We start from the raw sequence: 19,740 nt of genomic DNA, 5'->3' as shown, positions 1-19,740 counted from the left end.
GCGCCCACCAGGCGAGTTGACTCTTCATGCGCATGCAAGGGATGTGAATCCACGTGAGTCGACCACGGAAAGGAGCGGAGACGTGACCGCCGAGTCCGAACATCCCGTGACCACCGAGGAACTCGCAGAGTTACGCCGCCGGCTCGACGTGGCGTACGCCCGCGTCGAGGGGGGCTTCGCCCTGCTGACCCATCGCACCAAGGAGACCGCCAGGGAGCTGGACCAGCTGAGCACCCGCGTCATCACCCTGGAGCACCGCCGCTGGCCGCTGCCGTCGCTCGCGGCGGTCACCGGGATCGGCGCCCTCGTCGTCGCGGTCTGGCAGGCGCTCGGTCGTTAGCCGAGCCGCTGGTGGTGCAGGAGCAGTAACGCGGCCGCCATGTTGGCGGCCGGGACCTCCCCGCGGGCGATCATGTCGGGCACGAGTTTGAGCGGGACCCACTCGCGCCGGTCCGACTCGAAGGCGTCCACGGGGTGCCCCAGGTACTCGCCCTCGTCCGACCAGTAGACGTGGTGCCGGGCGTCGGTCAGGCCGTTGGACGGCTCCACGGTCATCAGGTGGTGCAGGGGCCCCGGCCGCCAGCCGGTCTCCTCCTCCAGCTCCCGCGCCGCCGCTGCGCGTATCTCCTCACCGTCCTCGACGACACCGGCCGCGAGTTCCCACCCCCAGCTGTCGGTGATGAAGCGGTGCCGCCACAGCAGCAGCACCTCGTTGGCCGGGTTGACCACCGTGGCGACGGCGACCGGCCGCAGCCGGATCAGGAAGTGGTCCAGATGGCGGCCGTCGGGGAGTTCGACATCCGCGAGGTTGACGCTGAACCAGCGGTTCTCATACACCGTTTGTTCGTTCTGTTTCGTCCACTGCACGGTTCTGCCACCTTCCGTTGGGTAAGGGGCAATATCGCAGCAGGGACACGGAACGGGTCAGGACCCACGGCGGCCCGGAGCCGGGCCCACGGCACGTCTACAGCGGTACCCGCAGTGCTCCGTCGATCAGTTCGGCGGCTTCCGCGGTGCCGGCGCCGCCGCTGCGCACCAGGTGTTCACGCACCGCCCGGAGTCTGTCGCGCAGCCGCTGCGACTCCATCCCCCGGGCCTGCTCGGCCATCTGCACCGCGATGGCCACGGCCTTGTCGGCGTTGCCCTGCCGCAGTTCGATCGTGCTCAGCATGGCCAGCCGGTGCACCCGGCCCCGGTCGTGCGCCGGGTTGTCCACGGCGGCCGCCGCGTGCTCGGCCGCCGCGTTCAGATCACCGAGACTCAGCAGGGCCTCCGCCACCTGCACGTTCACCAGGCCCGGCTGCACGTACCCGGTCTCGTCGGGCTCACCGCCGGGCCTGATGCGCTCGGCGGCGGCCTCCGCGCGCCGGATGCAGGACAGCGCGCTGCCGCCGTCGCCGAGGTGGGCGTACGCCTTGGCCTGCATCGCGTACAGGTCGGAGACCAGTGCGGGGGTGATGTGGTGGCCGGCGGCGCGCAGCGCGGCCTCCGCGAAGGCGACGGCCTGCCGGTACTCCCGCATGAACAGCGACTGGTTGACCAGCAGCGCGATGACGTACGCGCCCAGCCCCCGGTCCCCGCTGGCCTTCGCGAGGCGCAGCGCCTGGTGGAAGTAGCGCTGGGCGAGCCCGTGCGCGTCCGAGTCGTAGGCGCAGATACCGGCGACCGCCACCAGGCCCCCGGTCGCGCGGTGCAGTTGGCGTCCGGTGGCGTCGGTGTACCCGCCGCGCAGCAGGGGCGCCGCCTCGGCGTTGAGGAACCCGACGATCCGGGAGCGGGTCGCCACGCCGCCCGCCTTGCGGTACATCTGCTCGTAGTGGGTGCGGGCCGCACGCAGCATGTGGATGTCGGCCGGCGTGACCCGGTGCCGGCCGCCGCGCGAGACGTCCACGTCCTCGGGCGGGTTCTCCCACTCCCACACCGGCATCACGGCCGGTGTCCCGGTGACCGCCGGGGCGCCCAGGAGGTGGGGGCGCTGCTGCTCGTCGGAGCGCCACAGGGCGGTGGCCCGCTCCACGAAGCCGGAGAGCGAACCGGCGTGCGGGGCGGCCGGCTCACCCGGGACGCCGAGGCCGATGTCGTCCAGGGTCACCGACCGGTGCAGCCGGACCGCGAGCACCTCGCAGATCAGGTCGGGCACCTGGCCGCGCGGCCGCTGGCCCTTCAACCAGCGGGCGACCGCCGTGTGTTCGTAGCGCAGGGAGAGTCCGCGGGCGCGTCCCGCCTGGTTGACGTGGGCGGCGAGACCGGCGTGCGAGATGCCCGCCTCGTCCAGGATCGCGTCGAGCAGAGTGTTGGGCTGCATGGGTGCCCCCCGGTCGCCTCGGTGGTCGTCAGCGTAGTGGCTCCGCGTTCACACGGGGTGTGAACCAAGTGCCCGAATCCGCAGGGTGCGCGCACTGTCGCGGAGCGTTTCGAGTCGGTTGACTGAAATGCCGGGTCGCCGGCTCCCCCTCGTTGTTACGGCGACCCGGTTCACCGCTGGGCGACCCGGTTCACCGCTGGGCGACGCGTCATCCGGTGCGGTGCGCCGCGGCCCGTCCGGCGCTCGCCGGCGCCCGCGAAGTCGGGTGCGGGGAACGGTCGTTGCGCAGGGCGAGCAGCGCCATGTCGTCCTGCGGCCGGCCCGCCGTGTGCCGGACGAGCGCGGAGACGACGGTGCGGGGGACGAGGTGGGTCGGGTGACGGGCCACCCGGCGCAAGGCCGCCGGCAGCGAGAAGTAGCGGCCCCTGGCATCCCTGGCGTCCTCCACGCCGTCCGTGTAGAGGACCAGGGACTCGCCAGGGAGCAGCGGTCCGCAGGAGGTGGCCGCCAGGTCGGGCGGGAGGGGGAAGAGGCCCAGCGGTGGCAGCGGGTCCGTCCGGCACCCGGGCTCGACCCGGTCGCCGCTGATCAGATACGGCCAGGGGTGACCGCAGTTGAGGGCGCGGACCTCGCCGTCCCGGGCGATCTCCAGGAGCAGCAGCGTGACGAACTCCTCCGCGACCGGGTGGTCCGGGTCGCGTCCGCTCACCGCCGGGTGCTCCTCCCGGGCCCGCTGGCGCAGATGCCGGGCCAGGGTGCGGTCGAGTCTGCGCAGCACTCCGGCGAGGTCGGGCTCGTCGTGGGCGGCCTCGCGGAAACCGCCTAGCAGGGCGCCGACGGTGGCCGGCGCGGCCAGTCCGTGCCCGCGGACGTCGCCCATCACCACCCGTACGCCGTGCTCCCCGGCGATCACGTCGTAGAGGTCGCCGCCCACGCCGGCGCCGCGGTCGGCGGAGAGCTGGGCGGCGGCGACGTCCAGCCCGTCGACGCGGGGCGGCAACGGTCGCAGCAGCACGCTCTGCGCGGCTCCGGCGACCCGCCGGACCTGCCGCAGCTCCCGTATCAGGGCCCGCCGCACGTGACAGACCAGCCCGGTGCCGACGGCGAAGAACACGGCGCTGCTGACCAGCCGGGCGCCCAGCGAGGTCTGCTGGGCGAGCGGGCAGACGATCTTGTAGGCGATCGCGACGGCGCCCCAGACCATGGGCAACCCCGACGCGAGGACTCGCCGCAGCGGCCGCCTGATGCCGAACATGTCGATGGCCCCCCATCCAGGCCCGGACAGCACAGACAGACCGGCCCCGAAGGACCGGTCCGATTGTGTCGAGTCCATGACCCAGGCGGGCCATACCGCCCGAGTTCATCACCCGGATGAGTGAAGTGACCGCTCAGGGGTGGGGGGCCGTACCGGCAGCCCCCCACCGCGGCGGCGGGACGGCTAGCCGCGCAGAACGGCCCCCGTGCGCTCGCCCGCGAGGGCGACCGCCGCGTCCCGGGCCGCCGACGCCTCGTCGACGGTCAGGGTCCGGTCACCGGCGCGGAACCGCAAGGCGTAGGCCAGCGACTTCTTCCCGTCCCCCAGCTGGTCCTCGTTCTCGTAGACGTCGAACAGCCGGATGGACTCCAGCAGCGCGCCGGCGCCTTCCCGCAGCGCCGCCTCGACCTCGACGGCCGGCACCGGGCGGTCCACCACGAGGGCGACGTCCTGGGTGGCGACGGGGAACGTGGAGATGCCCGGCGCCTGGGGGGTGTCGTCTCCGACCCGCTCCAGCACGTCGAGGTTCAGCTCCATCGCGCAGGTGCGGGCGGGCAGTCCCAGCGCCTTCAGCACCCGCGGGTGCAGCTCGCCCGCGTGCCCCACGACCGTCTCCGTGCCGTCGGCGACGACCGTGAACTCGGCGCACCGGCCCGGGTGCCAGGGCCCGTACGCGCCCTTGCGGACGGTGAGCTCGGCACCGGCCTCACGCGCGACCAGACGCCCCGCCTCGACGGCGTCGGCCCAGTCGGCCGGGCGGCCCGCGCCCCACCAGCCGGCCTGCTCGCGGGCGCCCGCGAGGACGACGGCGGCATGGCGCGGCTGCTCGGGCAGCTCGCCGTTCAGCCCGGCGATCTCCTCGTCGGTGGGCCGCCGGTCCACGGGCAGGGCGACGGCGCGCCGCTGCTCCCCGCGCGGGTGGAAGACCAGCCCCGTCTCGAACAGCGCCAGGTCGTGCGAGCCCCGGCCGTCGTTGCGCCGCAGCGCGCCCAGCAGGCCCGGCAGCAGCGTCGTACGGAGCGCGGGCTCCTCGTCGTTCAGCGGGTTGGTGAGCCTGACGACCCGGCGGGTGGGGTCGTCGGACGCCAGGCCGAGCTGGTCGAAGACCTGCTCGCCGATGAACGGGTAGTTCGGGGCCTCGACGTACCCGGCGCCGGCCAGCGCCCGGCCGACGCGGCGGTGCAGCCGCTGGCGGTGGGTCAGACCCCGGCCGGACGGCGGCTTGGGCAGCGTGGAGGGCAGGTTCTCGTAGCCCTCCAGGCGGATGACCTCTTCGGCCAGGTCGTTCTGCTCCAGCAGGTCGGGCCGCCAGGACGGGACGGTGACGATCAGCTCGTCCTGCCCGTAGACGTCGCAGCCGATCTCCTGGAGGCGGCGCACGACGGTCTCACGACCGTACTCGACGCCCGCGACCTGGTCCGGGTGGTTCGCCGGGACGGTGATGGTGTGCGGCGCGGAGGGGGCGACGACCTCGGTGACGCCGGCCTCGGCCGTGCCGCCGGCGAGCAGCACCAGCAGGTCCACGGTCCGCTGCGCGGCGGCCGCGGCGGCGGCCGGGTCGACGCCCCGCTCGAAGCGGCGCGACGCCTCGGACGACAGCTTGTGCCGGCGGGCGGTACGGGCGATGGAGACGGCGTCGAAGTGGGCGGCCTCGATGACGACCTCGGTCGTGGCGTTCTCCACGTCCTCGTGATCGGCGATCTCGGTGTCGGCGCCGCCCATGACACCGGCGAGGCCGATGGGGCCGCGCTCGTCGGTGATGACCAGGTCCTCGGCGTCGAGGGTGCGCGCCACGCCGTCGAGGGTGGTGAGCTTCTCGCCCGGCTCGGCCCGGCGGACCCCGATGGCGCCCCGGACCAGGCCGCGGTCGTAGGCGTGCAGGGGCTGGCCCAGCTCCATCATCACGTAGTTGGTGACGTCCACGGCGAGCGAGATCGGGCGCATGCCGACCTTCTGCAGCCGGCGCCGCAGCCAGATCGGGGAGCGTGCCTCGGGGCTGAGGCCGGTCACCGTGCGGGCGGTGAAGCGGTCGCAGCCGGCCGGGTCGGAGACCTGGACCGGGTAGCCGAACGCGTTCGGGCCCGGTACGTCGAGCAGCGCCGGGTCACGCAGCGGCAGGCCGTAGGCGATGGCGGTCTCGCGGGCGACGCCGCGGATGGACAGGCAGTCGCCGCGGTTGGCGGTGACGGCGATGTCGAGGACCTCGTCGACCAGTTCCAGCAGCTCGACGGCGTCCCGGCCGACCTCGGTCTCCGGCGGCAGCACGATGATGCCCTTGGTGCCGTCGTCGCCCATGCCCAGCTCGTCGCTGGAGCAGATCATGCCGTGGGAGGTCTTGCCGTAGGTCTTGCGCGCGGAGATGGAGAAGCCGCCCGGCAGGGTGGCGCCGGGCAGGACCACGACGACCTTGTCGCCGACGGCGAAGTTGCGGGCTCCGCAGACGATCTCCTGGGGCTCACCGTTGCCGTTGGCGTGGCCGACGTCGACGGTGCAGAAGCGGATCGGCTTCTTGAAGCCCTCCAGCTCCTCGATGGTCAGCACCTGGCCGACGACCAGGGGGCCCTTGAGGTCGGCACCGAGGTGTTCGACGCTCTCGACCTCCAGGCCGGCCGAAATCAGCTTGGCCTGTACGTCACGGCCGGTCTCGGTCGCCGGCAGGTCGACGTACTCCCGCAGCCAAGAAAGCGGGACCCGCATCAGATCTCCATCCCGAACGGCCGGGTGAACCGGACGTCACCCTCGACCATGTCTCGCATGTCCTCGACGTTGTGGCGGAACATCAGCATCCGCTCGATGCCGAACCCGAAGGCGAAGCCGCTGTACTTCTCCGGGTCGACACCGCAGGCGGTGAGCACCCGCGGGTTGACCATGCCGCAGCCGCCCAGCTCGATCCAGCCTTCGCTGGAGCAGGTGCGGCAGGGCCGGTCGGGGTTGCCGACGGACTCGCCGCGGCACACGTAGCACACCATGTCCATCTCGGCGGACGGCTCGGTGAACGGGAAGAAGTTCGGCCGCAGCCGGGTCTTCATGCCCTCGCCGAACAGCGACTGGACCATGTGGTCCAGGGTGCCCTTGAGGTCGGCCATGGTCAGGCCCTCGTCCACGGCCAGCAGCTCGACCTGGTGGAAGACCGGGGTGTGCGTGGCGTCCAGCTCGTCGGTGCGGTAGACCCGGCCAGGACAGATCACGTAGACCGGCAGCTCGCGGTCGAGCAGCGAGCGGATCTGGACGGGCGAGGTGTGGGTGCGCAGCACCACGCCGGACTCGGTGCCGCCCTCCGGGCCGGCCACGAAGAAGGTGTCGTGCTCACCGCGGGCCGGGTGGTCGGGGCCGATGTTGAGCGCGTCGAAGTTGAACCACTCGGCCTCGACCTCGGGGCCCTCGGCGACCTCGTAGCCCATGGCCACGAAGATGTCCTCGATGCGCTCGGAGAGCGTGGTCAGCGGGTGGCGGGCGCCGGCCGGTACGCGGTCGTACGGCAGCGTGACGTCCACGTCCTCCTCGACCAGTACGCGGGCGTCCCGCTCGGCCTCCAGCTCGGCCTGGCGGACGCCGAGGGCCTTGTTCACGGCGCCGCGTGCCTGGCCGACCAGCTTGCCCGCGGCCGCCTTGGCGTGCGGGGGCAGGGCGCCGATCTCGCGGTTGGCGAGGGCCAGCGGGGAGGTGCCGCCGGTGTGGGCGACCTTGGCCTCCTGGAGCGCGTCGAGGGAGTCCGCGGCGGCGAAGGCGGCGAGCGCCTCGTCCCGCATGCGCTCGATCTCTTCCGGTTTCAACGCCTCGACCTCGACAGGGTCGTACGACTTATTGGGTGCCGACATCTCTTCCCGTGCTTCCGATTGGCTGGCGGATGGTCCCCGTCACCGGCTCATGGACAGTGCGTCCTGGTCTTCGGGACACAAAGGTGCCAAAGGCCGAGTCTAACGGGGTGGAGGTGGGGGAACGGCCCGCGGCCCGTCAGGCGAGATACGCCGGGGCGGCCACGGGCAGCGTAAATCGGAACTCCGCGCCGCCGCCGGGGGCACGGCCGACGGTGATGGTGCCGCCGTGGGCCTCGACGATGCCCTTGACGATGTACAGCCCGAGGCCGGTGCCGCCGCGCTTGCTGCCCCGCCAGAAGCGGGTGAAGACGCGGTTCATGGACTCCTCCGGGATGCCGGTGCCCTCGTCGCTCACGGTGACCGATGTGCCGGTGTCCTCTCCCTCTCGGGGGGAGGCGGCGGGCGTGATCTCAATGGTGACGGTTCCCTCACCGTGCCGCACGGCATTTTCGAGGAGGTTGCTGAGCACCTGGTCGATCTTGTCGGGGTCGGCCCACAGGGCGGGCAGCGGCTGCTCGATGCGGAGCAGGAAGCGGTCGGCGGGCTGGCCGGCGGCCACGTAGGCCTGGATGTGGCGGCTGACGGCGGCGCCCATGTCGACGGGCTGCCGGCGCACCTCCAGCCGCCCGGAGTCGATGCGTGAGATGTCGAGCAGCTCGGCGATGAGGCGGGTGACGCGGTCGGCGTCGGCGTCGACGGTCTCCAGCATCAGCCGCTTCTGGTCGTCGGTGAAGCGGGCCCACTTGGCGAGCAGGGTGGCGGTGAAGCCCTTGACGGAGGTCAGCGGGGAGCGCAGTTCGTGGGCCACGGTGGCTATCAGCTCGGCGTGGGAGCGCTCGGTGCGGCGGCGGGCCTCGGTGTCGCGCAGGGAGACGACGACGCGCCGGACGGGGCCGGTGGGCCGCGTGCGCACGTAGCGGGCGCAGACCAGGACCTCCCGCCCGCCCGGCAGCAGCAGGTTCCGCTCGGGCTGCCTAACCCGGGTCGCCAGTCCTCCGTACGGGTCGGTCAGCTGCCACCAGCGCCGGCCCTCCAGGTCCTCCAGGGGCAGGGCCTTCTCCAGGGGCTGACCGAGGGCGTCGGCGGAGGGGGTCGCGGTGATGCGCTCGGCGGCGGTGTTGAAGCAGACGACCCGGCCGCGTTCGTCGGCGACGACGAGACCGTCGGGCAGGTCGTCGGGGTCGAGGTCCGGCGCGCCCGGTGCACCGGGCGGTCGAGCCACCGGTGGGCGCCGCACGTCCCGGGCCTGCGGCGTGCCGCTCGTGCCCCCACTCATCCCCGTACCCCACCTCTCAGACGAGGGCCCCCGAGCTGGTCACCCTACTAGCTGGGGCCTGTTGTGAAAGTCCCTTCGCCCGTCGGGCGGTCAGTTCCCGGGGGCGGTTCGGCACCCGCCGGGGGCGCGCTGGGCGCGTGCCGACGCGTAGAGACATACGGCCGCGGCGGTCGCGAGGTTCAGGCTCTCGGCCTTGCCGTGGAGGGGGACGCGGACGACGGCGTCGGTGAGGGCGCGGGTGTCCTGCGGGAGTCCCCAGGCCTCGTTGCCGAAGACCCAGGCGGTCGGCCCGCCCATGGTGCCCCGGTCCAGCTCCTCGTCGAGGTCGCGGTCGCCGGCCCCGTCGGCGGCGAGGATCCGCACCCCGGCGTCCCGCAGGCCCGTCACGGCCCGTTCGACGGGCACGCCGACGGCGACGGGCAGGTGGAACAGCGAGCCGACGGAGGCACGCACGGCCTTGGGGTTGTAGAGGTCGACGGAGGCGTCGGTGAGGACGACGGCCTCGGCGCCGGCGGCGTCGGCGCAGCGCAGCACGGTGCCGGCGTTCCCGGGGTCCCGGACGTGCGCGAGTACGGCGACCAGCTTCGGCCGGCTCGCGAGGATGTCCTCGAACGGCGTGTCGAGGAACCGGCAGACCCCGACCAGGCCCTGCGGGGTGACGGTGGTCGAGATGTCCTCGATGACCTGCTCGGAGGCCAGGTGGACCCGGGCGCCGGCGGTGCGGGCGTCACCGACGATGTCGGCGTGGCGCTCGGCCGCGTCGAGGGTGGCGAACAGTTCGACGAGGGTGTCGCCGTGGGCGGCCGCCTCCCGCACGGCCTGCGGGCCCTCTGCGAGGAACAGCCGTTCCTTCCCCCGGAAGTTCCGCTTGGCGAGCCGCCGGGCGGCCACGACCCGGGTGGAGCGGGGGGAGATGAGCTCGGGGGAGACGGGGGGCATCCTCTTACCTTCGAACGTGCGCGGCTGGTGCAACAGCAGGACCCGCAAGCCGGAGGCCTGCGGGTCCTGCGGGTGGGCGTCGGCTAGCGCCGGCGTGGTGTCACGCGGCCTTCGGCGCGTTCACGTCCGCCGGCAGCGCCTTCTGCGCGGCCTCGACCAGCGCGGCGAACGCGCCCGCGTCGTTGACGGCCAGCTCGGCCAGGATCTTGCGGTCGACCTCGATGTTCGCGGCCTTCAGACCCTGGATGAAGCGGTTGTAGGTCATGCCGTTGGCGCGGGCAGCGGCGTTGATGCGCTGGATCCACAGCTGGCGGAAGTCACCCTTGCGCTTCTTGCGGTCGTTGTAGTTGTAGACCAGCGAGTGGGTGACCTGCTCCTTGGCCTTGCGGTACAGGCGCGAACGCTGACCGCGGTAGCCGGAGGCCTGCTCGAGGATCGCCCGGCGCTTCTTGTGGGCGTTGACTGCCCGCTTGACGCGTGCCACTTGTTAACTCCTTGTAGCGGGGCCGTGGGGCTGCTCACACGGCCCGGAAACGATTGGGTCCCGGTCAGAGATCAGGCGCGGGGTGCGCGCCCGACGTCACTTGCCGAGAAGCTTCTTGATCTTCTTGGCGTCGCCCGGGGCCATCTCGGCGTTGCCGGTGAGGCGACGCGTCAGACGGGACGACTTGTGCTCGAGCAGGTGGCGCTTGCCGGCGCGCTCACGGAGCACCTTGCCGGAGCCGGTGACCTTGAAGCGCTTGCTGGCACCGCTGTGCGACTTGTTCTTCGGCATAGCGCCGTTCTCTCCTCGTCGGTGGCGCTCCGGTGCCCGGTCGCGAAACCGGGCACGATGGAGCGTCGCTCTTGTATCGGTTATGTCCGCAGGGCCTCGCGGCCCACGGGATCACGCCTCGGCGGAAGCCTCGGCAGACGCCTCGGCGTTCACGGCGTCCGCGTCCGCGGCGTTCTGCGAGCGGCCGGGGTTGGCCTTCGCTTCCGCCTTGCGGGCCTCCTGCGCCTGGCGGGCCTCGGCCATCGCCTCGGTCTTCTTCTTGTGCGGACCGAGAACCATGATCATGTTTCGGCCGTCCTGCTTCGGGTTCGACTCGACGAAACCGAGGTCCTGGACGTCCTCCGCGAGACGCTGCAGCAGTCGGTAGCCCAGCTCGGGGCGGGACTGCTCACGGCCACGGAACATGATCGTGATCTTGACCTTGTCGCCCTGCTTGAGGAACCGGACGACGTGACCCTTCTTGGTGTCATAGTCGTGCGGGTCGATCTTCGGCCGGAGCTTCATCTCCTTGATGACCGTGTGCGCCTGGTTCTTGCGCGCCTCACGGGCCTTCATGGCCGACTCGTACTTGAACTTCCCGTAGTCCATGAGCTTGCAGACCGGCGGGCGGGCGTTCGCCGCGACCTCGACCAGGTCCAGGTCGTACTCCTGCGCAAGCTCCAGTGCCTTGGCCAGCGGGACGATGCCCACCTGCTCGCCACTGGGACCGACAAGTCGCACCTCGGGAACGCGAATCCGGTCGTTGATGCGGGGCTCGGCGCTGATGGATCCTCCTCGGTAGCACCCCGCGACTCTCTGGCTTGAGGGCCGCGATACGTGTGTGTTCGTTAGACCTAACCGCGCCGAAGCACAAAAAATGCCCCGGACGATCACAGGCGGGGCTCCAATGCTTCCGGAGCACCGCCGCGATGATCGCGGGGCGCTGTTCGGGCGACTCCATCGTCCGTACGGAACGATGGCGGCCGCCTGACCGGTGACCCGCCGTCCCGGGGGACGGTCGGGTGGGAGATCGGAGCCTCCACTTGTGGGCCGTACGCGCCGGTGGTGCTGGGGGCGAGTTCGGCCGGTCGTCACACAAGGTTAGCAGCTGCCCGGGGGTGGTGCGAACCGCCGGCCTCCGGGGCCTATCGTGTGGGGCATGAGTGAGACCCCTCCTGAATCCGCCGCGTCCGCCGCACCCGCCGCGGAAGCCGCGGATGCCGACTTCGACGCCATGGCCCGCGACATCGCCGAGGTCCCGGCGGTCGAGGTGATCGTGACGGTCGCCGTCAACCTGATGAGCGCGGCGGCCGTGAAGCTCGGTCTGACCGAGGAGGGCGACAAGTACAAGGACCTCGACGAGGCCCGCAAGCTGGTGACCGCGCTGGCCGGGCTGCTGGACGCCTCCACGACCGAGATCAGCTCCTTCCACGCGGCGCCGCTGCGCGACGGCCTGAAGTCGCTGCAGCTGGCGTTCCGCGAGGCGTCGGTCGTCCCGGACGAGCCGGGGCAGGGGCCGGGCGAGAAGTACACCGGCCCGGTCTACGGCTGACCCGCTCCTTCCACGACGGGCCCGGTCCTTCAACGAGCGGCCCGGTCCTTCCACGACCTGCTTGGTCTGTCAACGACCGGCCTGGTCCTTCACGTACAGGGGCTCGCCCGGGGGCGTGGTCCCGGCCGGCAGCAGTGCCAGGTCGAGGCCGCGCAGCAGGCGGGCCCTCAGCGTGTCGTCGTCGGCCAGCCGCCGGGCGACGGCACGGGCGGCCTCGGCGGGAGCGGCGGCGGGGTCCAGGACCAGGGCGAGGGTGCCGTCGGCCTGTCCGGGGCCCAGGTGGGCGCGGATCACGGCAGGCTCGGCGGCCACGGCGGCCCGTACGGCCTCGATGACGGCCGGGTCGGTGAGCGGGTCGGTGGTGGTGCGGCCCTCCGCAAGCGCCAGCAGTGCCGGCCCGGTCAGCTCGAACGGCACCGGTCCCGCCATGTCGAGCAGCAGGGTGTCCGCCCGCTCGTGCGCGGCCGCCTGGAGCGCCTGGTGCAGGGGAACGGCGACGGGGCGGGCCTCCGGGTCCCACCGGGCGAGGGAGTCGGTGGAGGCGAAGGCGGGCAGGGCGGTGCGGTTCCCCGCCCTCAGCGTGGGCACGGCCATGTCGCTGGTCTTCTCCCGGCGCAGCCCGTTCTCGTCCTCCTCGACCTCCCCGAGCACGGCGACGACGGGAACGAGCAGCCGGGCGCCCCGGAGCGCCTCCAGGACGGGTCCCACGGCCGTGCGGTCCTCGGCCCAGGCGGCGAGCGCGGCGGCCAGCCGGGGGTCGGCCGAGCCGTCGTCGTCGGAGTAGCCGGGGTCGGGAATGTTCTTGTTCGCCACGGTCCCCGACCCTATCGGGGGGTTGCTGCCGCGTTTGTGCGGGGCGGGAAACACGGCGTTCACCACTGTCACAGGTTTCCGGGCATTCTCTGACGTGGATCTCATCTTCCTCTGACGGCGGGCACAGCCGACGCCACCAGGATCGCGGTCATGCCGTCATCCCGAGCCCGCCGGCGCCGCCGGACCCGCCCGTCCCGGCGCCGTGCCGCCCTGCTGTGGACCGCCCTCGCCGTGGTCGCCGTCGTCGGGGTGAGCGCCGCGGGCACCGTGTACCGGACGGCGCGGGCCCGTTCGGGTCCGGCCTCCGTATCGTCGGCGTCGGCGTCGGCGTCGGCGTCGGCGAACGAGGAGACCGGGGTGGTGTCGGTGACGGAGCCGGTGGAGACGGAGCCGGCGGAGGCGAAGACGGCGGCCGACGCCGATGCCCTGCTGGCGGCGGCCATGGCGTCGGTGACGGTGCCGGACGACGCCGCGGTGTCCGTGGCGGTGCTCGACCCGGCGAGCGGCGGGCGCGCGGTGTACGGCGCGGACGCCTACGACACGGCGAGCATCGTCAAGGTGGACATCCTGGCGGCGCTGCTGCTGCGCGCCCAGGACGCCGGTCGGCGCCTGACCGCGCAGGAGCGGGCCCAGGCCGCCGCGATGATCGAGAACAGCGACAACGACTCCGCGACGGCGTTGTGGGACGCGATCGGGCGGGCGGAGGGGCTGGACGCGGCGAACGAGCGGTTCGGGCTCACGGAGACCTCCGGCGCGCAGGGCGCGCTGTGGGGGCTGACACAGACGACGGCGGCCGACCAGCTGGTGCTGCTGGAGCAGGTATTCGGCGAGGACTCGCGGCTGAGCGAGGCGTCCCGGGCGTACGTCCGGGAGCTGATGGGGCGGATCGCCGCCGGTCAGCGGTGGGGGGTCTCGGTCGTCGCGGACGGGTCCGGGTGGGCCCTGAAGAACGGCTGGCTGCCGCGCAGCACGACCGGGTTGTGGGACGTCAACAGCATCGGGCGGGTGACGGTCGGCGGCCACGACTACCTGGTGGCGGCGCTGTCGCGGGGCAACGCGACACAGGCGGCGGGCGTCGCACTGGTGGAGGCGGCGGCGCGGGCGGCGGTGTCGGTGTTCACCGGGACCGCCTCGTTCACCGGGGCCGCCTCGCCCTCCCCGTCCGCCGCGGCGACCGGGTCAGTCCCGCGGTAGCCGGCTGAAGCCGGACTGCCGGGTGTGGACGGTGACCTCGGCGCCGCCGAGGTAGGCGGCCTTCTGGCGGAGCTGGTCCAGGGCGGTCCGGCCCGGGTCGCCGTAGACGTCGATGGTCCGCAGCCGCACCAGCGTGGCGAACGCGCGGAACCGCTGCTCCCCGATCCGCAGGTGCAGGTCCAGCGACGCCGGGTCGGGATGGACGGCCACCGTGGTCATCGTCGTCCCGGCCTCGTCGAGGTAGAAGTGGTAGGCGATCAGCTGGGGTTCGTGTTCCTCGGCGAAGTCGGCGAGGTCGAGCATGCCGGTCCGTACCGCCTCGGCCTTCCCTTCGAGGACGTCCGAGCGGTCGACGTAGAAGAGTGGTTCGCTCACGGGGTCCGACGGTAGTGCCGGGTGTCCGGGACGGCCGGGCGGCGCGCGGGCCGGGTCCGTCAGGGGGTGGTGCCGTCCTCCCGACGGCCGCGCCAGAGGACGACGCCCGCCACCAGCAGGACGCCGCCCGCGCCGCCGGCCAGGGGCCCGGCCCAGTCCGTGCCCGTGTCGGAGGCGGGGCTGTCGGGGCCGGGGCCGAAGTACTGCCGACCGTAGGACCGGGCCCGCAGGCTCGCGGGTTCCAGGGCGGCGGCGGCCCGCAGGGCGGCGGCCGGGTCGACGAAGCCGTAGCCGCGCGAGTCGTCGCGACCGCCGGCCGGGGCGTCGCGGGCGGTGTCCTCCAGGAGCCGTTTGATCTGGGCGGGGGTCAGGCCGGGGTGGGCGGCCTTGACCAGGGCGACCGCGCCGGAGACGAACGCGGCGGCGGCGCTGGTGCCCCAGCCCTCGTAGTACTTGTGGTCCGGGTCCGCTATCACGACGTCGTCGCCGGGGGCGCTGACCGTGGCGTACCAGCGGCGGGTGGAGAAGGCGGCGCGGGTGCCGTAGCGGTCGACGGCGGTGACGGCGATGACGCCCGGGTAGGCCGCCGGGTAGGAGATGTGGTCGCCCTTCTCGCCGCCGTTGCCGGCGGAGGCGACGACGACGGAGCCCTTGGCGAGGGCGTACTGGACGGCCTCGTCCTCGGCGGGTTCCGGGTGGGCGGAGGCGGAGTCGTCGCCGAGGGAGAGGTTGATGACGTCGGCGCCCTGGTCGGCGGCCCAGCGGATGCCCTCGGCGAGGGCGTTGCCGCGGGTGTCGCGGGCGCGGGCCCGGGCCGGGTCGCCGTCCTCGAGGATCACCCGGACGGGAAGGATCTTCGCCTCGGGGGCGACGCCCAGGACGCCGTCGCCGCCCGCGTAGCCGTGTCCGTGGCCGGCGATGATGCCGGCCATCGCGGTGCCGTGCCGGGCCCAGGCGCGGTCACCCTCCCGGGCGCCGAAGCCGACCATGTCGCGGCCGGGCAGGACGTTGCCGTCGAGGTCGGGGTGGTCGGCCTCGACGCCGGTGTCCAGGACGGCGACGGTGACGCCCTTGCCCTTGGTGGTCTGCCATGCCTGGGCGGTGTGCATGGCTTCGAGGGCCCACTGCCGCGCGCGGATGGCGTCGGCGTGCGCGGTGGCGGGCGGTACGAGGGCCAGGGCCGCGGCCAGCAGGCAGCTGACGGCGCCGGCCCGGCGCGCGGTGCGGCCGCGGCTCATGAGGGCTGCTCCGAGGGGGAGACGGCGGCTCTGCGCAGGCCGCGTTCGACGCGGTCGGCGAGGCCCTGGGCCTCGTGGCCGAGGCCGGCCTGGGCGGTGGCCGTGGTGGCGCCGGCCCGGGTCGCCTCGGCGGCGGGCTGCGGGCTGTCGACGGTGCGGCCGTCGGCCCAGCCCGACACGGCGTAGACCACCACGGGGGCGTCGGTGAGCACCGAGATCGTCCAGGAGGCGCGCTGGGCGTCGCCGAAGGCGGCGGCGACGGTGTCCTCGGCGGCGTAGGGGCGGGGCATCAGGTCGGCGCGGCGGGCGAGGCCCTCCTTGCCGAACCGGGTGTCCAGAGCGCGCATGGCGGCGGCGTCGGCGGTGGTGAACAGCAGGCCCACGGTGGTGACGTGGCTCTGCGTGGCGTCGGTGTAGGTGGCGCGCAGGAGGCGTTCGCAGCCGACGGGGGCGAGGACCTGGCTCAGCAACGGGTCGAAGGCGTCGGCGCAGTCGCCGTCCGGGGCGACGGCGATCCGGGTCCAGGTGCGGTCGGAGCCGCCGGGGCCGGCGCCCTGTCCGTCCACGGTCGGCGGGAACAGCTGGTCGACGGGCAGGTTGTGCCACAGTCCGCCGGCTGTCGCGTAGGCGCCGGCGTCGCCGGCCGAGGCGTCGCCGACCAGCCAACTGCCCGTGACGGCCCCGCCGATGAGTCCGAGGCCGAGCACGACGCAGGCCGCGGCCGCGACGACCCGCCTGCGGGCGCCGCGGAGCCCCCGGCCGCCCTCACCGAATCCCTCGGGCTGCCCGAACGTCACCACGGTCGGGCCGGCGCCGGGCACCGCGGGGGCGCTCCAGGACAGCGCGGGGTCGGGGGCGGGGGTGTGCGCGATGTCGGTGGGGCCGGCCGTCCCGGGGGCGGGCGCCGGTCCGGCACCGGTGTACGCGGACCGGGGTGCGGGGGCGGGACCGGCGCGGTCGGTGTCCGGGCGGTACGGGCGGTCGCTGCCGCGGGTGGGCGCCGTGGCGGGAGGAGGCGGGGCCGGGTGCGGCGGCGCACCGAAGTCGGGGTGGCGTATCGGCGCGGTGGGCGACCAGGCGGGCTCGCTGTCCGGGGCCGCGGGGGCGGACGCCGGTCCGGCCGGGCCGGAGGGCGGGCGCGGGGTGAGCAGTCCGCGGCGCGAGAACGGCGTCCACGCGGCTCCGGCGGCCGGGGCGTGCGTACGGTCCGGGGATCTCCCGGCGGCCCCCGGGCCACCGCGTCCCTCATCACCGCCGCGATCGCCGACCGGTCCGGCCTCAGCGACGCCAGGCCGCCCGACCGTTCCCCGAGCGCTCCGGTCGGGGGCGGGGGACGCGGTCGGGGCCGGGGAGTGGCTGGGGGACGCGGTGCGGGTGGGCTGATGACCGGAGGAGGCCGCACCGGCCGAGGAGCGGGCCGACGACCCGGTACCGGTGGACCGACGACCGGAGGACGCCGTACCAGCCGAGGCTCCCGTACCGGTGGACTGACGACCGGAAGGCGCGGCACCGGCCGGGGAGTGCCCCAAGGACCCGGTACCGGCCGACTGAGAACCGGAAGACGCCGCACCGCCCGGGGTGTGCCCGGAGGACCCGGTGCCGTCCGAGGAACGGCCGGAAGACGCGGTGCCGGTCGGCTGGTGGCCGGAAGGCGCGCCGTCGGAGGCAGGGCGGCCCGAAGCCGGGTCCGGGGCGGAAGGGCGGCCCGAGGGGCCGTCGGTCACGCGAGCGGGGCCCGGGTTCCTTCCGGGGAACCGGGGCCCGTCCGGGGCCGTGTCACGCGCCTCGGGCCCGCCCGGACCGGTTTCGTCGGTCGGGGGACGGCCCTGTGCCGCATCGCCGGCCCGGGGGGCGGCCTGGACCGGGGAGCGGCGCGGGGAGGTGTCGGCGGCGCCGGTGGTCCGGGGACTCCCGTCGGCCCCGGGGGTCCGGGACCGGCCGGTGGGCGGCGGGGTGTCCGGGAAGCGGGCCGATGCGGCAGGCGGGGGCGGCGGTGTGGCCGGTCGGCGCGGCGCGGGGAACGGCGGCCGGGAGCCGGCCTGCCCGGGCGCGGCCGGGGGCGAGGCAGGGCGCGGGGGCGCCGGAGCGCCGCCCGGAGAGCGGCCGTCGGGCGCGGGCCGTGCGGGCGTCGAACCGGTCGGCGCGGTCCAGGAGGCGGGCGCCTCCCCCTGCGTGCCGGGGCGCGGGTTCCCGCCTGGCCGGAGGCGGCCCGCCGACCTCGAGTCGCCGGTGCCCCGGGGCGCGTCCCCGCTCGTGGTGGGGCGGGAGGCGTCACCGGTCGCCGCGGTGCCGGAGGCGTCCGGCCGGGGGCTCGGCGCGGCTTCGGCCGGGGCGCCCGGCGGGGGTGTGGCGGGGCGGGGCGGTACGGCGGGGCGGGGCGGGGTGTCCGGACGCGGGGGGATCGAGGCGCGGCGTGCTTCCGTGCTCATGCACCCCCCGTTTCTCGTCCCCGGGACGTTTCTGCTGTCCGCCCGGGCCCTGTCCGTCGCAGACCGACCCTGACCGTGCCGAACGCGAGCCGGGAGCGCCGTTCGGCGACCGGCCCGTCCTGGCACGCATACCCGTACGCGCGGACCGGCATCCCGGCGCGGATATCCGGCCGAAGCCGCCGTCCGTGCGTGCGTCCGCGTCACTCTACGGCTTGTTCCTGGTCGAGCGGGAACCAGTCCGCAGCCTCGGGGCATCTGCCCGGAACGTCCCCCTACCCTGCGGTAATCGCGTCTGGCAGGCTGCCGTCATGACTGCGCGCGCCGCCGACCGGGCCCGTTACGACCGGGCCACCGCCCCTCTCGACGCCCCTCTCGCGATCGTGGACCTGGAGGCCTTCGACGCCAACGCGGACGACCTCGTCCGTCGTGCGGGGGGCAAGCCGATCCGGGTCGCCAGCAAGTCCGTGCGCTGCCGCACGCTGCTGGAACGCGTCCTCGCCAAGGACGGTTTCGCGGGGATCATGTCGTTCACCCTCGCCGAGTCGCTGTGGCTGGCCCGTTCCGGATTCGACGACATCCTGCTGGCGTATCCGTCGGCGGACCGCGCCGGCTTCGCCGAACTGGCCGCCGACCCCAAGCTCGCGTCGGCCGTCACCGTGATGGTGGACGACGTGGCGCAGCTGGACCTGATCGACGCCGCGCGCGGCGACGGACGCGAAGTCGTCCGGGTCTGCCTGGAGTTGGACACCGCGCTGCAGCTGTTCGGCGGCCGGATGCGGGTCGGCGCCCGCCGCTCCCCCCTGCACTCCCCCGCCGAAGTCGCCGAGCTGGCCCGTACGGTGAGCAGGCGTCAGGGGTTCCGGGTGGTCGGGATCATGGCGTACGAGGGGCATGTGGCGGGGGTGGGGGACAAGCTCGCCGGGCGGCCCCTGCGGTCGCGCGCGATCCGGCTGATGCAGGCCGCCGCACGCCGGGAACTCGCCGAGCGCCGGGCCGCGGTGGTGCGCGCGGTGCGGGCCGTGGTACCGGATCTGGAGTACGTCAACGGCGGCGGCACCGGCAGCGTGCAGAGTACGGCCGCCGAGGACGCGGTGACCGAGATCGCGGCCGGCTCGGGGCTGTACGTGCCCCGGCTGTTCGACAACTACACCTCGTTCAGCGGGCGTCCGGCGGCGCTGTTCGCCCTGCCGGTGGTACGGCGGCCGGGCGTCGGCGTGGTGACGGTGCTGGGCGGCGGGTACCCGGCCTCGGGTGCGCCGGGGCGGGACCGGCTGCCGGTGCCGTATCTGCCGGAGGGGCTGCGCTACGACCCGCAGGAGGGGCCCGGCGAGGTGCAGACCCCGCTGCTGGGCTCGCCGGCCGACGATCTGCTGGTCGGTGACAAGGTGTGGTTCCGGCACGCGAAGGCCGGGGAGTTGTGCGAGCGGTTCGAGCGGCTGCATCTGGTCGAGGGCGACCGGGTGACGGCGACCGTGCCGACGTACCGGGGCGAGGGGCACACGTTCCTGTGACCCGCCCCGTGCCTCACCGCGGTTGTCGCTGGATGCCGCTGCCGACGCCGCCGCCGCGGGCCGCGTCGCCGACCGGGCGGATGCCCCGGGTGATGCGGTCCGTGTCGGCGAACGGCGACCCGTCGGCGCCGGCGTCGAAGACGCGGCCGGCCGCGGCCGCCGCTCCCGCCGCGGGCCGCGAGGCCGCCCGGCTGCGGGCCGTCCAGCCGGTACCGTCCCGCCAGCGCTCCGGACCGGGGGCTCGCGGGTGGCGGTACCAGCCGGGCGGCGGTGTCATGCTC

General features: G+C 74.1%; 19 protein-coding genes. 4 read left to right on the top strand and 15 right to left on the bottom strand.

Annotation, left to right across the window (positions count from 1 at the left end):
- Positions 1–82: 82 nt before the first annotated feature.
- The gene (locus AC3ET3_RS10050; RefSeq protein WP_432134496.1) at positions 83–340 is read left to right on the top strand and encodes a hypothetical protein; all 258 of its coding nucleotides are present in this window, start codon (positions 83–85) and stop codon (positions 338–340) included.
- Here AC3ET3_RS10050 and AC3ET3_RS10045 read toward each other — a convergent pair.
- The 10 genes from AC3ET3_RS10045 to infC all read right to left on the bottom strand — a co-directional run bounded on the left by AC3ET3_RS10045 (position 337) and on the right by infC (position 11,133).
- Positions 337–867 carry an NUDIX hydrolase gene (locus tag AC3ET3_RS10045; protein ID WP_432134497.1) on the bottom strand — a complete coding sequence of 177 codons (531 nt, stop codon included), beginning with the start codon at positions 865–867 and terminating at the stop codon, positions 337–339. The two genes, AC3ET3_RS10050 and AC3ET3_RS10045, sit on opposite strands and share 4 nt — an antisense overlap.
- A 97-nt stretch (positions 868–964) precedes the next feature.
- Positions 965–2,305, bottom strand: coding sequence for an NsdA family TPR-like regulatory protein (locus AC3ET3_RS10040; protein WP_435611990.1), 1,341 nt, complete (start codon positions 2,303–2,305; stop codon positions 965–967).
- Positions 2,306–2,513: 208 nt separating this feature from the next.
- Positions 2,514–3,560, bottom strand: coding sequence for a PP2C family protein-serine/threonine phosphatase (locus tag AC3ET3_RS10035; protein ID WP_435611989.1), 1,047 nt, complete (start codon positions 3,558–3,560; stop codon positions 2,514–2,516).
- Positions 3,561–3,743: 183 nt separating this feature from the next.
- Positions 3,744–6,257, bottom strand: a complete 2,514-nt coding sequence (gene pheT, locus AC3ET3_RS10030) for a phenylalanine--tRNA ligase subunit beta (protein WP_432134500.1) — start codon at positions 6,255–6,257, stop codon at positions 3,744–3,746.
- Complete coding sequence (gene pheS / locus AC3ET3_RS10025; protein WP_432134501.1) at positions 6,257–7,378, bottom strand: phenylalanine--tRNA ligase subunit alpha; 1,122 nt, start codon at positions 7,376–7,378, stop codon at positions 6,257–6,259. The genes pheT and pheS overlap by 1 nt, the downstream gene beginning before the upstream one ends.
- Before the next feature lie 136 nt (positions 7,379–7,514).
- The gene (locus tag AC3ET3_RS10020) at positions 7,515–8,654 is read right to left on the bottom strand and encodes a sensor histidine kinase (protein ID WP_432134502.1); all 1,140 of its coding nucleotides are present in this window, start codon (positions 8,652–8,654) and stop codon (positions 7,515–7,517) included.
- Between the two features lie 90 nt (positions 8,655–8,744).
- Positions 8,745–9,593: a TrmH family RNA methyltransferase gene (locus tag AC3ET3_RS10015; RefSeq protein ID WP_432134503.1), complete on the bottom strand. Its 849-nt coding sequence runs from the start codon at positions 9,591–9,593 to the stop codon at positions 8,745–8,747.
- Positions 9,594–9,693: 100 nt separating this feature from the next.
- Complete coding sequence (gene rplT, locus AC3ET3_RS10010) at positions 9,694–10,077, bottom strand: 50S ribosomal protein L20 (protein ID WP_432134504.1); 384 nt, start codon at positions 10,075–10,077, stop codon at positions 9,694–9,696.
- Positions 10,078–10,173: 96 nt separating this feature from the next.
- Positions 10,174–10,368 carry a 50S ribosomal protein L35 gene (gene rpmI, locus AC3ET3_RS10005; protein ID WP_007829094.1) on the bottom strand — a complete coding sequence of 65 codons (195 nt, stop codon included), beginning with the start codon at positions 10,366–10,368 and terminating at the stop codon, positions 10,174–10,176.
- Positions 10,369–10,479: 111 nt separating this feature from the next.
- On the bottom strand, positions 10,480–11,133 hold the full coding sequence (gene infC / locus AC3ET3_RS10000; protein WP_432134631.1) for a translation initiation factor IF-3: 654 nt from the start codon (positions 11,131–11,133) through the stop codon (positions 10,480–10,482).
- A gap of 373 nt (positions 11,134–11,506) precedes the next feature.
- On the opposite strand from infC, the gene AC3ET3_RS09995 reads away from it, so the two are divergent.
- Positions 11,507–11,899, top strand: a complete 393-nt coding sequence (locus tag AC3ET3_RS09995) for a DUF1844 domain-containing protein (protein ID WP_432134505.1) — start codon at positions 11,507–11,509, stop codon at positions 11,897–11,899.
- A gap of 69 nt (positions 11,900–11,968) precedes the next feature.
- Here AC3ET3_RS09995 and AC3ET3_RS09990 read toward each other — a convergent pair whose 3' ends face one another.
- Positions 11,969–12,712: an SseB family protein gene (locus tag AC3ET3_RS09990; RefSeq protein WP_435611988.1), complete on the bottom strand. Its 744-nt coding sequence runs from the start codon at positions 12,710–12,712 to the stop codon at positions 11,969–11,971.
- 150 nt (positions 12,713–12,862) lie between these two features.
- Between AC3ET3_RS09990 and AC3ET3_RS09985 the strand changes: the two genes are divergently transcribed.
- Positions 12,863–13,906 carry a serine hydrolase gene (locus AC3ET3_RS09985; protein WP_435611987.1) on the top strand — a complete coding sequence of 348 codons (1,044 nt, stop codon included), beginning with the start codon at positions 12,863–12,865 and terminating at the stop codon, positions 13,904–13,906.
- On the opposite strand, the gene AC3ET3_RS09980 is transcribed toward AC3ET3_RS09985, so the two are convergent.
- The 3 genes from AC3ET3_RS09980 to AC3ET3_RS09970 are packed head-to-tail and all read right to left on the bottom strand — an operon-like array spanning position 13,892 to position 16,340.
- A complete protein-coding gene (locus AC3ET3_RS09980) occupies positions 13,892–14,281 on the bottom strand; it encodes a hypothetical protein (RefSeq protein ID WP_432134508.1) in 390 nt (129 codons plus the stop codon). The genes AC3ET3_RS09985 and AC3ET3_RS09980 overlap by 15 nt on opposite strands.
- A 59-nt stretch (positions 14,282–14,340) precedes the next feature.
- Complete coding sequence (mycP, locus tag AC3ET3_RS09975; RefSeq protein WP_432155700.1) at positions 14,341–15,519, bottom strand: type VII secretion-associated serine protease mycosin; 1,179 nt, start codon at positions 15,517–15,519, stop codon at positions 14,341–14,343.
- Positions 15,516–16,340, bottom strand: a complete 825-nt coding sequence (locus AC3ET3_RS09970) for a hypothetical protein (protein WP_432134510.1) — start codon at positions 16,338–16,340, stop codon at positions 15,516–15,518. Before AC3ET3_RS09970 ends, mycP begins: the two co-directional genes overlap by 4 nt.
- A gap of 1,916 nt (positions 16,341–18,256) precedes the next feature.
- Between AC3ET3_RS09970 and AC3ET3_RS09965 the strand changes: the two genes are divergently transcribed.
- Positions 18,257–19,459, top strand: coding sequence for an amino acid deaminase/aldolase (locus tag AC3ET3_RS09965; RefSeq protein WP_432134511.1), 1,203 nt, complete (start codon positions 18,257–18,259; stop codon positions 19,457–19,459).
- A gap of 13 nt (positions 19,460–19,472) precedes the next feature.
- On the opposite strand, the gene AC3ET3_RS09960 is transcribed toward AC3ET3_RS09965, so the two are convergent.
- Complete coding sequence (locus AC3ET3_RS09960; protein WP_432134512.1) at positions 19,473–19,736, bottom strand: DUF2510 domain-containing protein; 264 nt, start codon at positions 19,734–19,736, stop codon at positions 19,473–19,475.
- Between the last annotated feature and the right edge of the window lie 4 nt (positions 19,737–19,740).

Source organism: Streptomyces sp. bgisy159 (genome assembly GCF_057707805.1).
Note: the sequence above shows the minus strand (reverse complement) of the source record. Positions and strands in the feature narration are given on the sequence as shown.

What these genes read in the sequence shown, in the direction of transcription:
- AC3ET3_RS10040 (WP_435611990.1), bottom strand. Translation starts at nt 2,305, where the DNA reads ATGCAGCCCAACACTCTGCTCGACGCGATCCTGGACGAGGCGGGCATC.
- AC3ET3_RS10015 (WP_432134503.1), bottom strand. Translation starts at nt 9,593, where the DNA reads ATGCCCCCCGTCTCCCCCGAGCTCATCTCCCCCCGCTCCACCCGGGTC.
- AC3ET3_RS09960 (WP_432134512.1), bottom strand. Translation starts at nt 19,736, where the DNA reads ATGACACCGCCGCCCGGCTGGTACCGCCACCCGCGAGCCCCCGGTCCG.
- mycP (WP_432155700.1), bottom strand. Translation starts at nt 15,519, where the DNA reads ATGAGCCGCGGCCGCACCGCGCGCCGGGCCGGCGCCGTCAGCTGCCTG.
- rpmI (WP_007829094.1), bottom strand. Translation starts at nt 10,368, where the DNA reads ATGCCGAAGAACAAGTCGCACAGCGGTGCCAGCAAGCGCTTCAAGGTC.
- pheS (WP_432134501.1), bottom strand. Translation starts at nt 7,378, where the DNA reads ATGTCGGCACCCAATAAGTCGTACGACCCTGTCGAGGTCGAGGCGTTG.
- AC3ET3_RS09985 (WP_435611987.1), top strand. Translation starts at nt 12,863, where the DNA reads ATGCCGTCATCCCGAGCCCGCCGGCGCCGCCGGACCCGCCCGTCCCGG.
- AC3ET3_RS09965 (WP_432134511.1), top strand. Translation starts at nt 18,257, where the DNA reads ATGACTGCGCGCGCCGCCGACCGGGCCCGTTACGACCGGGCCACCGCC.
- AC3ET3_RS10020 (WP_432134502.1), bottom strand. Translation starts at nt 8,654, where the DNA reads ATGAGTGGGGGCACGAGCGGCACGCCGCAGGCCCGGGACGTGCGGCGC.
- AC3ET3_RS09995 (WP_432134505.1), top strand. Translation starts at nt 11,507, where the DNA reads ATGAGTGAGACCCCTCCTGAATCCGCCGCGTCCGCCGCACCCGCCGCG.
- AC3ET3_RS10035 (WP_435611989.1), bottom strand. Translation starts at nt 3,560, where the DNA reads ATGTTCGGCATCAGGCGGCCGCTGCGGCGAGTCCTCGCGTCGGGGTTG.
- pheT (WP_432134500.1), bottom strand. Translation starts at nt 6,257, where the DNA reads ATGCGGGTCCCGCTTTCTTGGCTGCGGGAGTACGTCGACCTGCCGGCG.